This window comes from Chitinophaga sp. CB10 (genome assembly GCA_001870995.2).
GTDB lineage: Bacteria > Bacteroidota > Bacteroidia > Chitinophagales > Chitinophagaceae > Chitinophaga.
On record MLAV02000001.1, the window covers coordinates 520008 to 535234 of the forward strand.

The following is a 15227-nucleotide window of genomic DNA, read 5'->3' on the forward strand; positions in this document are numbered from 1 at the left end:
GGCTGCCGTATGCCATAGTAACCATTCCTCCTGTACTGTAACGTGTACGGATAAACGCCCGGGTAGATTACGGTTGCAGGGCCAGGTAGAGCAACGCCGCGAGGGATGCGCCGATGATCGGCCCTGCTACAGGTATCCAGGCATAACCCCAGTCGCTGCCGCCTTTGCCTCTGATGGGCAGCAGCTGGTGCATGATGCGCGGCCCGAGGTCCCTCGCCGGGTTAATGGCATAACCCGTAGTACCGCCCAGGGAAAGGCCGATCACCCATACGATGAAAGCCACGGGGATAGCGCCTAATGAACCCATGCCGATCGGCTCTTTTGTAGTCCCGAATTCGGCCCCGGTAAAGTAAAACACGGCGAACAGTAATACGAACGTACCTGCGATTTCGCTGAGTATATTCGGTAACGTGTTCCTGATGGCAGGCTCCGTGAAAAAGGTGGCCCGCTGCAGCCCGGTGTCCGGCGTGTTATCGTAATGATCTTTGTATATCAGCCATACCAGCGTGGTGCCGGCCATTGCGCCGAGCATTTGCGCGGCGATATAGACAGGCGCCTGCGCCCAGGCCAGCTTGCCGGCAATAGCCATGGCGATGGTAACGGCGGGGTTGAGGTGCGCGCCGCTGACAGGGCCAGCCACCACTACGCCGGTGAATACGGCCAGCGCCCAGCCGGTGGTGATCACAATCCATCCGCCGCTGTTGCCTTTGGTTTTATTGAGTACCACGTTGGCCACTACGCCGTTACCGAGTAACATCAGGAGGGCAGTGCCCAAAAATTCTGCAAGAAAGGGAGTCATAACGAGGTTTTATAAGATTTACAGTTGTGCCCATGTTTTGGCGGTGGTGACAGCTTTGTTCCAACCCGCGATCCAGTTGTTGCGCTGCGCCGCGTCGCCGTTTGGCGTAAAGCATTTTTCCATGTTCCACTGGCTGCGGATCTCTTCCAGGTCCTGCCAGTACCCGGTGGCCAAACCTGCGAGGTAGGCGGCGCCAAGAGCAGTGGTTTCCGTTATACCAGGCCTTACTACCTGCGATTGCAGGATGTCGGCCTGGAACTGCATCAATAAGTTATTGGCTGTGGCGCCACCGTCTACCCGCAGTTCCTTTATGCTGATGTTGGCATCTGCCTCCATTGCTTTTAATACATCCATGGTTTGGTAAGCAATGCTTTCCAAAGCCGCGCGGGCGATGTGCCCGGAGTTGGTGCCCCTCGTCATGCCCACAAGCGTGCCGCGTGCATGCTGGTCCCAATGCGGCGCGCCCAGGCCCGCAAATGCCGGCACCAGGTACACGCCATCGTTTTGCGGTACGCTCGCTGCAAGCGCTTCCACTTCCGAAGAGGAGCGGATGATGCCCAGCCCGTCCCGCAGCCATTGCACAATAGCGCCGGCAATGAAGATGCTGCCTTCCAGCGCATAGTTCACCTGGCCGTTTACCTTCCATGCAACAGTAGTGAGCAGGTTATTGTTGCTGAGTATCGGTTTTTCACCGATGTTCATGAGCATGAAGCATCCGGTACCATAAGTGTTTTTCACCATGCCCGGGGCGGTACACATTTGTCCGAACAGGGCCGACTGCTGGTCGCCGGCAATGCCCGCAATAGGTATTTCTATGGCAAATACCCCCGGCGCCGTATGCCCGTACACTTCGCTGGATTCCTTCACGGCCGGCAGTACGGACGCAGGGATGTCCAGCAGCGCGAGCAGCTCCTCATCCCATTGCTGGGTGTGAATGTTGAAGAGCATCGTACGGGAAGCATTCGTGATGTCCGTCGCATGCACTTCGCCATGGGTAAGGTTCCAGATCAGCCAGCTGTCGATCGTGCCAAAGGCGAGTTCTCCTTTGGCCGCCAGTTCCCTGGCGCCTTCCACGTTGTCCAGTATCCATTTTATTTTAGTGCCGGAAAAATAGGCGTCGATCACCAGGCCGGTTTTTTCCCGGATCATCGTTTCTTTGCCGGCCGCCTTCAGGCTGTCGCAATAGCCCGCAGTGCGGCGGTCCTGCCATACGATGGCATTATATACAGGTTTGCCGGTTTTTCGGTTCCATACCACGGTCGTTTCGCGCTGGTTGGTGATGCCGATCGCCGCTACGTTCGTGCCTTCGAGTCCTGCCTTGGCAATGGCTTCCGTAGCCACGCCTATCTGGCTGCTCCAGATTTCCATCGGGTCATGTTCCACCCATCCCGGCTGAGGGAATATCTGGGTAAATTCTTTCTGCGCAACAGATTTGATGCTGCCGCTCTTGTCGAAAAGGATAGCTCTTGAGCTGGTGGTGCCCTGGTCCAGCGCCATTATGTACCTGTTCATGTTTTTCGTTTTATTGTGGAATTGGTTTCACTGTTATGGATCTTCGCAAACTGCGAGTTTACTATTTTATGCTGTGATTGGCAAAGCGGCTTCCTGTTTTTGTGGCGCAAGCAGGTAATGTTGCGCCATTGCCGTAAAGGCCGCTACCTGCGCCTGTTCCCATTCTTTGCCTTTGCCGTTGATGCCGGCCATAATGGCGGCAACGGCAGGCGCCATGGCAATAGCTGCCGCAGCGTCGAGGAAGAGGGCCCTGAGGCGGCGTGCCAGCACGTCTTCTACGGTAATGGCCATTTCATGCTCCACGGCCCAGGCTACCTGCGCTTTGATATAAGGAAGCGCCGGGTGCAGCTGTTCCGCCATCTCCGGATGGCGCACGATATAGGATTTGATGCTGGCGGCCTCGCTGCCGTAAACGTCCAGCGGTGCTGCATCGGTAGGGCGCTGCTGGTAGCCGGTGATCCGCAGCTCCTTGGTGCGGCAGGCCACCGGCGTCAGTCCGCCTTTGCTGATGGCAAGGTTCACTGTATCCTCCGCCATCCGGCGGAAGGTGGTCCACTTTCCTCCGGTGATGGTGATCAGCCCGGAGTCGGCCACCATGAGCTTGTGGCTGCGGGAAATCTCCTTGGTGCTGCCGGTATTTTTTTGTGGCGCTGCCAGCGGCCGTAGCCCGGCAAACACGCTCTTTACATCTTTTCGTGTAGGGATGCGCGTTAGGTACTGCGCAGCGGTGTTCAGGATGAATTCAATTTCCTGTTCCAGGGCCACCGGTTCCAGGCTGTGTTCATTCAGCGGGGTATCCGTGGTGCCCAGTAGCACTTTATCATGCCATGGAACGGCAAAGAGCACGCGGCCGTCGGAAGTCTTGGGGATCATGATGGCGCTGTCGCTGTCGAGGAACTCCTTATCCAGCACCAGGTGCACGCCCTGGCTCGGCCTTACCATATTCGGCGCGCCGGGGTTATCCATTTGCAGCACTTCGTCCACAAATACGCCGGTAGCGTTGATGACCACCTTCGCGTTCACGTCCAGCTGCTGGCCGCTTTCCAGGTCCTGCGCCAGCGCCCCGCTGATTTGCCCGTTCGTTTTTTTCAACCCCGTCACCTTGCAGTAGTTTAGCAGTACCGCCCCGTGGGCTACGGCCGTTTGCGCTACGTTGATGGCGAGGCGGGCATCGTCAAACTGCCCGTCATGGTACACGATACCTCCTTTCAGTCCTGCCGCCTTGATGTTGGGGAGGCGGCTGGTAACGGCATTTTTGCCGATATGATGGGATTTGCCCAGGCTTAATTTGCCGGAGAGCAGATCGTATATTTTAAGTCCGATCGTATAAAAAGGCCCCTGCCACCAGTTGTAGTGGGGGATAATGAATTGCTGGTTATGGGCTAAATGGGGCGCATTGGCGAGCAGCAGGCCCCGCTCATATAAAGCTTCACGCACCAGGGCAATATCCCCCTGCGCCAGGTACCTGACGCCCCCGTGTACCAGTTTGGTGCTGCGGCTGGAAGTGCCCTTCGCGAAGTCGGCCTGCTCCAGCAACAGGGTTTTGTAGCCGCGACTGGCGGCATCCATGGCTATGCCCAGGCCGGTGGCGCCGCCGCCAATAATGAGGATGTCCCAGACCTGCCGGGACTGATTGCTGACCTGCTGTAAGGCTTCTGACCGCTTCATGAGTGAAATCCTTTTCTTTTGTTTTGTTTGAGATATTTCGTTTTCGTTTGCAATATAAAACGAAACATAACGAAACCAAAATAAACAATAAAATGAAAAAAAAGAAAATAATTAGATATTTGGTAAATGAAGCATTCAAAAGGTTAATTTTACGTTATGTCTATGATAAACATCGCGGAACGTCATAAGTATATATTAGATAGATTACAGGAGAAGAACGCCGTTTCGGTGGTCGACCTCTGTCGGGAACTGGATGTATCGGCGGTAACGATCCGAAAGGACCTGAAACTGCTGGAAGATAAATCGTTATTATACCGTACCCACGGCGGGGCCACCACCGCCAACCCTTATACGAACGATAAGCCGGTCAATGAAAAGGAGCATATCCGGCGGGACGAAAAGAGCGCCATCGGCCTGGCTGCGGCCAACCTCATTAATAAGGACGATGCCATTATCATTGCCTCCGGCACCACCGTCCAGGCGCTCGCCAGGCATATACAGCCCAAAGGGCAGCTGACGGTCATCACCGGCGCCCTGAACGTATCGCTGGAACTGCTGCGCCACCCGGAAATAGAGGTCATACAGCTGGGCGGCAGCCTGCGCAACAGCTCCACCTCCGCGACGGGGCCTTATGCCGAACGGGTACTGGCAGATTTTTCCTGTAGTAAATTATTCCTGGGAGTAGACGGGATTGACCTGGAATTCGGGTTCACCACCACTCATATCATGGAAGCCCACCTGAACCAGAAAATGATTGCCACGGCGCAAAAAACAATTGTGCTGGCGGATTCCAGTAAATTCGGCAAGCGGGGCTTCGGGCGCATCTGCGGTATGGAAGATGTAGATGAGATTATTACGGATAAAGGCGTAGCCCCGCACCTGGTAAAGCAACTGGAAGACGCGGGCGTGAAGGTGACGATCGTATAATTGCCGGGCCGCCATCGGTGGCAGGCAGCTCAATTTCACGCAAAGCAGCAGCAACGGCTGCCGCAACTAAATCACCGCCGCCCTGTTCCTGTATTGCGTGGGCGTTTCCCCCGTTACCTGCTTAAACAACCGGGCAAAATAATTCGGCGATTGAAAATTCAATTCAAACGCCACACTCGAAATATCCCTGCCGCTGTCCAGCAACAGGATCTGGCTGTGTAAAATATTCACCTCGTTGATCCACTGCTTCGGAGGCTTGCCGGTAGCCTGTTTCACGGTCTTGTTCAAATAATTCTCCGAGATGTTTAGCTGGTGCGCGTAAAACGCTACCTGCCGCTCCCGCAGGTGATGCTGCTGCACCAGCTCCCGGAAGTGGAGGGACAATTCCAGCGCACGGCTCATCGTACCCCTGCCTTCCCCCGCGGCCACAATGATCTTTTGCAATAATGGGCGGAACAAGCCTATGGCCACTTCCAGCGAGGAATTCTTCAGCGCCAGTTCCTCCTCCAGTAAGATAATCAGGTTACTGAGCCACTTCACCGCCTGGGGCGGGAGCTGCACAAAGGGAGATACAAAGAAAAAGTTGAACAGCTGCCGGTGCAAAGCCAGGTTCTCCACCACCTCATTTTCAAACACTACAAAAAATCCCGCGGCATCCCTGGAAATTTCCAGTGTAGCCGTAATAGCGCCCTGACGGATCAGCAGGAGGGAGTTAGCCCCCAGCCGGTGACTGTCTGTTTCCAGCTGCTGCACCACATGCCCCTTCGTTACAAAAATGAGGAAGTTGAAAGAAGTGCGGTAGGGGAGCACCGGTATCACAATATCCCGTAAATACTGCTCAATGCGATATACCTGCAGTTGCGCATCGTTCAGCAGCACCTGCCTGGAAATACCCGGCAAAAACTGCCGCTTGTACTCAAAGTTGGAAAAAATTTTTACCGACGACCTCATAAAGGCAAAATTACCGGATTTTGGATATAATAGTCATGATTTGTGCTAGCCGGCATTTTTATTTCGTTGTAATTTGCGAAGCGAAAGATGAAACTGTTTATCAGATACATATTATGCTTCCTGTTCCTTGTCGGCTTTTCCTTCACAGGAAAAAACAAAGGGCCGCTGTTACCAGGGCATGCCAGCCGTACGGAACAATCGGTGCAAGGTACTGATTTTACTATGTTCTGCGGCGCCGTCGATGCCATGCATTTTGAACGGCTGCTGTATGTAAACGATACGGACAACAACGAAGATCTCAACAGTTTATCGCAGCGGTTACACCGGCTCGCCATCAACAACCTCGCTTTCTATTATTTTTCCCTCATACAAACCCGGGAGCCTGCACCTGTTTCTTATGCAGGATTTGTGCATGAGCAGATGCCCATCCCCGCCGTGCCCAAATTTATCCGTTTCCATCAGCTGCTGATCCCCTTCAGCGCTTAATCACCCTGCATTTCAGGCTGCGGAACCCCGCAGCAGGTACTTTGATCCCGGCGTAACCCGCCTGCGGGAGCCTTTGCGCCATCTATACACATTATAGGTCCGGAATTGTATATTCGTTAGCGTTATACGACTTCCGAATGGATTTGCTTTTGCCATCTCATAAAATTTTACTCATATGCATCTGACTCCCAGAGAAACAGAAAAGCTATTGCTTCATCTGGCCGGAGAGCTGGCTGCCAAGCGCAAAGCGAGGGGCCTTAAACTAAACTACCCTGAGGCCATCGCCTACATCAGCAGCCACCTCCTCGAAGCCGCGCGCGACGGGCGCTCCGTGGCGGACCTCATGCAGTACGGCGCCACCATCCTCACCCGTGAGGACGTTATGGAAGGCATCCCGGAAATGATCCATGACGTGCAGGTGGAAGCCACCTTCCCCGATGGTACCAAACTGGTGACGGTACACAACCCAATCCGATAATTTTAAATTCAGCAATCATGATTCCCGGAGAATATTTTATCCCGGCAGGCGATATCACCTGTAACGAAGGCAGAAGCACCGTTAAAATAAAAGTCATCAACACGGCAGATCGCCCCGTACAAATCGGCTCCCACTGCCACTTCTTCGAAGTGAACCGCAAAATGAGCTTCGACCGCGAAAAAGCATTCGGCATGCGGCTCAACATCGCCGCTGGTACCGCCGTCCGGTTCGAACCAGGGGAGGAAAAAACAGTGGAACTGGTCACCATCGGCGGCGCAAGGAAAGCCTTCGGCATCAACAACCTCACCAACGGCGATACTGCCTCCGAAGCAGTAAAAGCCGCTGCCATCGCCAAACTGCCATCTCTTGACTTCAAAAACCAACCGGAATGAGCCTGAAAATCAATAAAACAAAATACGCCAATATGTACGGCCCCACCACTGGCGACAGGGTGCGGCTCGGGGATACCAACCTGGTGATTGAAATTGAAAAGGACTTCAATCATTATGGGGAGGAAAATAAATTCGGCGGCGGTAAAACCGTACGCGACGGGATGTCCCAATCCAGCACCGCCCTCCGCGAAGAAGGCGTGCTCGATTTTGTCATCACCAACGTCATCCTGCTGGATCACTGGGGCATTGTAAAAGGGGACCTCGGCATCAAAGACGGCCGCATCGTAGGCTTCGGCAAAGCCGGCAACCCCGATACCATGGACGGCGTTGCGCCCAACATGATCATCGGCGCTTCCACGGAAGTACACGGCGGGGAAGGACTCATCGCCACCGCCGGCGGTATCGATACACACATCCACTTCATCAGCCCGCAGCAAATAGAAACCGCCCTGTTCAGCGGCATCACCACCATGATCGGCGGCGGTACCGGCCCCGCGGATGGCACCAACGCTACCACCATCACACCGGGTAAATGGTGGCTCAAACGCATGCTGCAATCCGCCGAAGCGTTTACCATGAACCTCGGTTTCTTCGGTAAAGGCAACTGCGCTACCGAAGCCCCTATCGCCGAGCAAATAGAAGCGGGCGCGCTGGGCGTAAAAATCCATGAGGACTGGGGCGCCACCCCGGCCGTAATCGATGCCTCCCTCAAAGTGGCGGACAAATACGACGTCCAGGTAGCCATCCACACGGATACGCTGAACGAAGCCGGCTTCCTGGAAGATACCATGAACGCCATCAACGGCCGCGTTATCCATACCTTCCACACGGAAGGCGCCGGGGGCGGCCACGCGCCGGACATCATCCGCGCGGCCATGTTCCCGAATGTGCTGCCGGCATCTACCAACCCCACCCGCCCGTTCACCGTCAATACCATCGATGAACACCTGGACATGCTCATGGTATGCCACCACCTCAGCAAAAGCATCCCGGAAGACGTTTCCTTCGCGGACTCCCGCATCCGCCCGGAAACCATCGCCGCAGAGGATATCCTCCACGATATCGGGGTGTTCAGCATCATGAGTTCCGACTCCCAGGCCATGGGCCGTGTAGGCGAGGTAGTTACCCGCACCTGGCAAACTGCCGATAAAATGAAACTGCAGCGCGGCGCTTTACCGGAAGATGCCAACGCCGGCAATGATAACTTCCGCGCCAAACGCTTCGTGGCAAAATATACCATCAACCCGGCCATCGCCCACGGCATCGCCCAACATGTAGGCTCCGTCGAGCCGGGCAAGTTCGCGGACATCGTACTGTGGAAGCCGGCCCTCTTCGGCGCTAAACCGGAAATGATCATCAAAGGCGGTATGATCATCGCCAGCAAAATGGGCGATCCCAACGCCAGCATCCCGACGCCGCAACCGGTCATACTGCGCAATATGTTCGGCGCTTATGGCAAAGCGCTGCAACGTACCTGCATCACGTTTGTGTCCCAGGCCGCTGTCGACAATGGCATAGTGCAGGAGTACGGGCTGGAAAAAATCGTGCTGCCGGTGAAAGGCTGCCGTAATATCTCCAAAAAAGACCTGATACATAACGACAAAACACCGGAAATAACCGTAAACCCGGAAAATTACCAGGTGCGGGTAGATGGAGAGCTGATCACCTGCGAACCCGTATCCGTAGTGCCCCTGGCGCAACGTTATTTCCTTTTTTGATTTGCTAAAACACTGTGTATGATCATCGAATCCGTGGTTGGAAACATAGCAGATACCGATATCTCCCACCTGGCGACCGACCTGCTGCAACTGGAGTGGTTTGAAACCACCAAACGCATACAGCGGAAAAAGACGGCGTCGGGCCGCGAAATCGCCCTGCGCTTCCTCAAAGAAGGCCAGCGCCTGCGCCAGGGCGATATCCTGCTCATCGACGCTACCCATGCGGTAGTGGTAGATATCCTCCCCAGCGACGCCATCGTGGTAACGCCACGGTCGCTACTGGAAATGGGCAGTGTATGCTATGAAATCGGTAACAAACACCTGCCGCTGTTTATCCAGGACGACCAGGTGCTGATGCCCTTCGAAGAGCCCATCTACCGCTGGCTACTGGCAAGCGGCTACGCAACCGAAAAACAGCATACCCGGCTCACGAACCTGCTCAACGCAAACGTACAGCCGCATAGCCACGGCAACGGAGGCAGTTCCCTGTTTTCAAAAATTATGGGGCTCTCCAACCGGTAAATACAAGGTATTATGAATAGTTATTTCCTTGGCAGCCTGCTGCACCTCAGCGATCCCACCCTGCCCATTGGCGCATACACGCATTCCAATGGACTGGAAACCTACGTCCAGCAAGGCATCGTACACAACGCCGCCACAGCGGAGCAATACGTACTGCAAATGCTGCGCGCCAACCTGCATTTCAACGATGCGGCGTTTGTATGCCTGGCTTACCACGCCGCCGCCGCAAACGATCTGGCGCAGCTCCTCCTGCTGGATGAGGAGCTGGGCGCGCTGAAGCTGCCGGTGGAAATTAAATCCGCCAGCCAAAAGCTGGGGTTGCGGCTGATAAAAATCTTCCGGCGTCAGGCGGAATACCCGCTGGCTACAGCTTTTGAAGCAGCCATCGCGGCAAAGAAAACAGAAGGGCATTTCGCAGTGGCATACGGCGTATATGCGTTCCTGTTAGGGATACCGTTGCCGGAAGCGCTGTACGCGTTTTATTACAACGCCGCCGCCGGCATGGTTACCAACGCCGTGAAACTGGTGCCGCTCGGCCAGCTGGACGGGCAGGATATCCTGTTCCGCATGCAGGCGACCATCGCCGCGCTGATTACGCCAACCATGGAGCTGGACCGCGACCTCGTAGGCGTGTGCAATACCGGCTTCGATATCCGCTGCATGCAGCATGAACGCCTTTATTCAAGGCTTTATATGTCTTAATAAACATTCAACATTATGAGCGACAGAAAATATGTGAAAATTGGAGTAGCCGGACCCGTAGGCTCCGGGAAAACCGCGCTGATCGAGCGTTTGAGCCGTCAGCTGATGGACAGGTACAGCCTGGGTGTCATCACCAACGATATTTATACAAAGGAAGATGCGGAATTCCTCACCAAAAACAGTAAGCTCCCCAAAGAGCGCATCATCGGTGTGGAAACCGGCGGATGCCCGCATACCGCCATCCGCGAAGACGCCAGCATGAACCTCGAAGCGGTAGACGAAATGGCCGCCCGCTTCCCGGATGTGGAACTGATCCTGATCGAAAGCGGGGGAGATAACCTCAGCGCCACCTTCAGCCCCGACCTCGCAGATGTAACCATCTTCGTGATCGACGTGGCGGAAGGTGATAAGATTCCCCGCAAAGGCGGCCCGGGCATCACCCGGTCAGACCTGCTGGTGATCAATAAAATTGACCTGGCGCCGTACGTACATGCGGACCTCGGCGTAATGGAACGCGACGCCCGCAAAATGCGCAACGGAAAACCATTTGTATTTACTAACCTGATGTCCCTCCAGGGCCTGGATACAGTAATCGGCTGGATCCGGAAATACGCGCTCCTCGAAAACGTGGAAGAGCCGGCGCTGGTGCGATAAGGAAAACAACAACATGAACAACAGGCTCACGATAAAAGGAGGATTTAAGCAGGGGCGCAGCTACCTGAAGGATACGTTTTTTACGCCTCCCTTCCGGGTAGTGGATGTAAGTGAGCATCGCCATGATCCCACGGCATACGTAATGGTGATGAGCTCATCGCCGGGCATGCTGGACGGTGATCATTACGATATTAATGTCGAGGTGGAAACCGGCTGTAGCCTTCAGCTACAGTCGCAATCCTACCAGCGGATTTTTAATATGGAACGGGGCGCTACCCAGCAGCAGCTGATCAAACTGCACGCCGGCGCGGCTTTCACCTATGTGCAGCACCCCGTGGTGCCGCATGAAAAAGCCATCTTCAAAGGGCGTAACCGCATCCTCCTGGAAGATGACTGCCGCCTTACCTTCGGGGAAATCCTTACCTGCGGCCGTAAGCATTCCGGCGAAGTGTTCCGGTACACTTCCTTTCACAACATCACGGAAGTGTACCACCATCAAAAGCTGCTCGTAAAGGACAACCTGCTGCTGCAGCCGCTCACCGTGGATATGGCCGCCATCGGGCAGATGGAAGGCTTCACCCACCAGGCTACCCTCATACATGCGGATACCGGCCATGGCATTGGCGAAGCGCTGGTTGCTGCGCTGTATGAACTGCTGGAAGCGGAAAAGGAGGTGGCGCTGGGCATCAGCAGCCCCGCCGCATCCGTGCTGGTACTGCGCATGCTCGGCAACGGCGGGGAACAGCTGTTCAACGCTTTACAGCGGGTAGCGGACTACTGCCGCCATTACAAAACTCAAGCAACGCATTCATGAATATCGGATTAACAACATTGGTTTTATCAGCAGTCACCATCAGCTGTCTGCATACCGCCACCGGGCCGGATCATTACCTGCCGTTTATAGTATTGTCCCGCTCCCGTAACTGGAAGCTCTCCAAAACAATACTCTGGACCATCCTCTGCGGCTTCGGGCATATTTTCAGCTCCGTGCTGATAGGGCTGGTGGGCGTGTTGCTGGGCTGGCAACTCTCCAAGCTCACCTGGTTCCAGGATGTGCGGGGTAACATCTCCGGCTGGTGCCTCCTGGGCTTTGGCCTGATATACCTGCTCTGGGGCCTGCGCGCCGCATGGCTCAACCGCCCGCACAAACATTTTGACGTGTATGGCGACGGGGAAGTATATGTCTATGAACACCGCCACGGGGAAATCGTATATCCGCAGAACAGGGTGAAGGTAACCCCCTGGATACTCTTCGCCATCTTCGTGATGGGCCCGAGCGAGCCGCTGGTGCCGCTGCTGTTCTATTCCGGCGCTCACCGTTCCGCCATGGAGGTGATCCTGCTCATATCGGTATTTTCTATCACTACGGTATTAACTATGCTGGCTATGGTACTGATCGGGTGCTATGGTTATTCATTCATCAAAACAGATAAGCTGGAACGGTATGTACACGCCATCGGTGGCGCTGTTGTAACCATGTGCGGCATAGGCATGGTGTTCCTCGGCTGGTAAGCAAACACTATAATCATGCGACAAAAATATTTGGCGCCTCTCGCAGCTGTTCCGAGGGGGGTAGGGCAGATCATGCTCCAGGGAAACGTATGGACAGGACTTTTATTCCTCGTTGGCATCTTTTACGACTCCATCACCATGGGCGCGGGCGCATTGCTGGCCACGGCCATCGGTACCGCTACGGCTATGTTGCTGCGGTACCCTGCGGAGGAAATTGCGCAGGGACTCTACGGCTTCAGCGCCGCGCTGGTAGGCGTAGCGCTTACCTTCTACTTTGCAGCGCAACCGGTCATCTGGATAGCGCTGGCGGCTGGTTCCGTATTGGCGGCCATTTTCCAGCATGCGCTGATCCGGCGTAATATCCCCGGTTTTACGCTGCCTTTTATCGTCATCACCTGGGTGTTCCTCTTCCTCTTCCGGCATGTATTTGTAGTACCGCCTTCCGCAGAGGTAACCGCCGCATTGCCGGTGTACCAGGATTTCACCGTGTCTACCCACGGTTTCGGGGAAGTCATCTTCCAGGGTAGTATGACGGCCGGCCTCCTGTTTTTCCTCGGTGTGTTCGTCAGCTCGCCCATTGCGGCGTTATATGGCATGGCCGCATCTGTAGTAGGAGCCTGGATCTCCATGCAATGCGCCGAACCAACGGATGATATACATATGGGACTTTTCAGTTTCAATGCCGTACTTTGCGCCATTGCTTTTGCAGGCAATCGCAAACGGGATGGCCTATACGTACTGATAGCCGTACTGCTGGCGGTATTCATTGATATGGGCATGCTGCTGGGGAATATGACGGTGCTGACCTTCCCGTTTGTGCTGGCATCCTGGATCACCTTAATCATTAAAAAGACATTCGACAAAATCAAACCCTATCATGCTTAAGAGTTTAACAGTAGCCGCCTGCCTGGCGGGCGGCGCTGCCTATGCAGGCGGGCCGCAGGATTCCCTGCCATTGAAGGAATCCCACCTGGCGGCAGTGGAAGTGCGTGCCCCCAGGGTAGCGCAATCGCTAATGAAGGTGGATTTGAAAATGACGCCGGTAAATACCGCGCAGGACCTGCTGCGGAAAGTGCCGGGGCTCTTTATTGCGCAGCATGCCGGCGGCGGTAAGGCGGAGCAGATCTTCCTCCGCGGATTCGACAACGATCATGGTACGGACATACACATCACCGCGGATGGCATGCCGGTGAATATGGTGTCCCATGCGCACGGACAGGGCTATGCGGACCTGCATTTCCTCATCCCTGAAACGATTGAAAGTATTGACTTCGGGAAAGGCGCCTACTATGCCTCCAAAGGAGATTTGAATACTTCCGGGTACGTAAGCTTCCATACGGCGGACAGTTTGCAGCACAGCCTGCTGAAGCTGGAAGGCGGCTCCTTTAATACCATTCGCGGTACGGGCCTCTTTAACCTGATCCATACAAGCGGACCTCCGGCAGAAAACCTCTACCTCGCGGCCGACTACGGATACACGGACGGGCCCTTTGATGTGCAGCAACATTTCAATCGCCTCAACCTCTTCGCTAAGTATAACAAATGGCTCAACGCCCGCAACTATATCAACTTCCAGGCATCTACCTTTCATTCCGGATGGAACGCTTCCGGCCAGATCCCCGGGCGCGCCGTGGCGGAAGGATTGATCAGCCGCTGGGGCAGTATTGACCCTACGGAAGGCGGCAGCACCCAACGCACCAACGCGGCCTTTACCTGGAAGCACCTGCTCAGCGAAACCGCTTCCACGGAAACTTTCGCCTATTTCAGCCATTACGAATTCAACCTCTTCTCCAACTTCACCTTTTACCTCAAAGACCCCGTCTTCGGAGATGAGATTGAACAACGGGATAACCGTAATCTATACGGCTTTGAGCAACGATACACCCGGTACTTCGGTAACAACAGCTGGCATTCCGGCATTGGCTTCCGCATGGATGATATACGCGACCTGGAGCTGAACCATGTGTACCAGCGGGATACACTGCTGAACCGCCTTTCCTGGGGCTATGGTACGCAAACTAACTTGTACGCCTATACGGAGTTTCAGTGGCGGTTACGCCATTGGAATATTGCACCCGGACTCCGTTATGATCAGCTGTTGTTTGCTTGCCATGATAGACTCTTATCTCCCCCTGACCCAAAAAATGAAACAGCCGCCCGGCTGAGCCCCAAGCTGAATATCAGTTACAGCAAAGGCAGCAAGGCGTTGTGGTACCTGAAAACAGGGCTGGGCTTCCACTCCAACGATATGCGGGTAGTGGTGCAACAGCAGGGGAGGGATATCATGCCTATGTCCGCCGGCGCTGACCTCGGCGTTATCTGGAAGCCGGTGCACAACCTCTACATCCAACCAGCCCTCTGGTATTTATACCTCCAGCAGGAATTTGTGTACGTCGGGGATGAAGCCGTGGTGGAGCCAAGCGGTAAAACCCGCCGGCTGGGGATGGACCTCAGCCTGCGTTATCAACCACTTTCCTGGCTGTACCTGGATGCGGACGTGAACTACGCCCATGGCCGCTCTATAGACGATCCGAAAGGCGCCGGCTACATACCCCTTGCGCCGGTACTCACCAGTACGGGCGGCGCCGCGGTAAAACTCCGGGGCGGCTTTTCCGCAAACCTGCGCTACCGTTATATGAAGGACAGGCCTGCCAACGAGGATAACAGCATTACCGCGCACGGTTATTTCGTGAACGACCTCGCCCTGGCCTATACCTGGAAGAACATGGAGTTTACCCTGCAGGCCCAGAACCTCTTTAACGTAAAATGGAACGAAGCGCAGTTTGAAACGGAAACGCAGCTGCGCGGAGAGGAGCATCCCGTAACGGAGCTGCATTATACGCCGGGTACTCCATTTGCCCTGAAGGCCGGAGTGGCATGGAAGTTTTAATGTAAAATCACTTAGC

At 54.9% G+C, this 15227-nt stretch carries 16 protein-coding genes; 12 read left to right on the top strand and 4 right to left on the bottom strand.

Going from position 1 to position 15227, the window contains the following annotated elements; genetic code table 11:
- Nucleotides 1–67 precede the first annotated feature (67 nt).
- The 3 genes from BOC67_RS02115 to BOC67_RS02125 form a co-directional block, all read right to left on the bottom strand.
- A complete protein-coding gene (locus BOC67_RS02115) occupies nt 68–799 on the bottom strand; it encodes an MIP/aquaporin family protein (protein WP_291906718.1) in 732 nt (243 codons plus the stop codon).
- A gap of 18 nt (nt 800–817) precedes the next feature.
- Complete coding sequence (gene glpK / locus BOC67_RS02120) at nt 818–2311, bottom strand: glycerol kinase GlpK (protein ID WP_291906719.1); 1494 nt, start codon at nt 2309–2311, stop codon at nt 818–820.
- Between the two features lie 66 nt (nt 2312–2377).
- Entirely contained in the window at nt 2378–3979 is a 1602-nt protein-coding gene (locus BOC67_RS02125) for a glycerol-3-phosphate dehydrogenase/oxidase (protein WP_291906721.1), read from the bottom strand.
- Nucleotides 3980–4135: 156 nt separating this feature from the next.
- On the opposite strand from BOC67_RS02125, the gene BOC67_RS02130 reads away from it, so the two are divergent.
- Nucleotides 4136–4906: a DeoR/GlpR family DNA-binding transcription regulator gene (locus BOC67_RS02130; RefSeq protein WP_367115514.1), complete on the top strand. Its 771-nt coding sequence runs from the start codon at nt 4136–4138 to the stop codon at nt 4904–4906.
- A 66-nt stretch (nt 4907–4972) separates the two neighbouring features.
- Here BOC67_RS02130 and BOC67_RS02135 read toward each other — a convergent pair whose 3' ends face one another.
- Nucleotides 4973–5857 carry an AraC family transcriptional regulator gene (locus BOC67_RS02135; RefSeq protein ID WP_291906722.1) on the bottom strand — a complete coding sequence of 295 codons (885 nt, stop codon included), beginning with the start codon at nt 5855–5857 and terminating at the stop codon, nt 4973–4975.
- Between the two features lie 87 nt (nt 5858–5944).
- Here BOC67_RS02135 and BOC67_RS02140 point away from each other — a divergent pair, with 87 nt between their 5' ends.
- The 11 genes from BOC67_RS02140 to BOC67_RS02190 all read left to right on the top strand — a co-directional run bounded on the left by BOC67_RS02140 (nt 5945) and on the right by BOC67_RS02190 (nt 15211).
- Nucleotides 5945–6343: a hypothetical protein gene (locus BOC67_RS02140; RefSeq protein ID WP_291906723.1), complete on the top strand. Its 399-nt coding sequence runs from the start codon at nt 5945–5947 to the stop codon at nt 6341–6343.
- Nucleotides 6344–6518: 175 nt separating this feature from the next.
- On the top strand, nt 6519–6821 hold the full coding sequence (gene ureA, locus BOC67_RS02145) for an urease subunit gamma (protein ID WP_291906724.1): 303 nt from the start codon (nt 6519–6521) through the stop codon (nt 6819–6821).
- Between the two features lie 17 nt (nt 6822–6838).
- On the top strand, nt 6839–7213 hold the full coding sequence (ureB, locus tag BOC67_RS02150) for an urease subunit beta (RefSeq protein ID WP_291906725.1): 375 nt from the start codon (nt 6839–6841) through the stop codon (nt 7211–7213).
- Nucleotides 7210–8931, top strand: coding sequence for an urease subunit alpha (gene ureC / locus BOC67_RS02155; protein WP_291906726.1), 1722 nt, complete (start codon nt 7210–7212; stop codon nt 8929–8931). Before ureB ends, ureC begins: the two co-directional genes overlap by 4 nt.
- 18 nt (nt 8932–8949) lie before the next feature.
- A complete protein-coding gene (gene ureE / locus BOC67_RS02160) occupies nt 8950–9453 on the top strand; it encodes an urease accessory protein UreE (RefSeq protein WP_291906728.1) in 504 nt (167 codons plus the stop codon).
- A gap of 12 nt (nt 9454–9465) precedes the next feature.
- Complete coding sequence (locus BOC67_RS02165) at nt 9466–10155, top strand: urease accessory protein UreF (protein ID WP_291906730.1); 690 nt, start codon at nt 9466–9468, stop codon at nt 10153–10155.
- Nucleotides 10156–10170: 15 nt separating this feature from the next.
- Nucleotides 10171–10809: an urease accessory protein UreG gene (ureG, locus tag BOC67_RS02170; protein ID WP_291906731.1), complete on the top strand. Its 639-nt coding sequence runs from the start codon at nt 10171–10173 to the stop codon at nt 10807–10809.
- Between the two features lie 13 nt (nt 10810–10822).
- Complete coding sequence (locus BOC67_RS02175) at nt 10823–11623, top strand: urease accessory protein UreD (RefSeq protein WP_291906732.1); 801 nt, start codon at nt 10823–10825, stop codon at nt 11621–11623.
- Nucleotides 11620–12321 (top strand): sulfite exporter TauE/SafE family protein, encoded by a 702-nt coding sequence (locus BOC67_RS02180; protein ID WP_291906734.1) that lies wholly within the window; start codon nt 11620–11622, stop codon nt 12319–12321. The genes BOC67_RS02175 and BOC67_RS02180 overlap by 4 nt, the downstream gene beginning before the upstream one ends.
- A 15-nt stretch (nt 12322–12336) precedes the next feature.
- On the top strand, nt 12337–13206 hold the full coding sequence (locus tag BOC67_RS02185) for an urea transporter (RefSeq protein ID WP_291906735.1): 870 nt from the start codon (nt 12337–12339) through the stop codon (nt 13204–13206).
- A complete protein-coding gene (locus tag BOC67_RS02190; RefSeq protein ID WP_291906736.1) occupies nt 13199–15211 on the top strand; it encodes a TonB-dependent receptor in 2013 nt (670 codons plus the stop codon). Before BOC67_RS02185 ends, BOC67_RS02190 begins: the two co-directional genes overlap by 8 nt.
- The last annotated feature ends 16 nt before the right edge of the window (nt 15212–15227 follow it).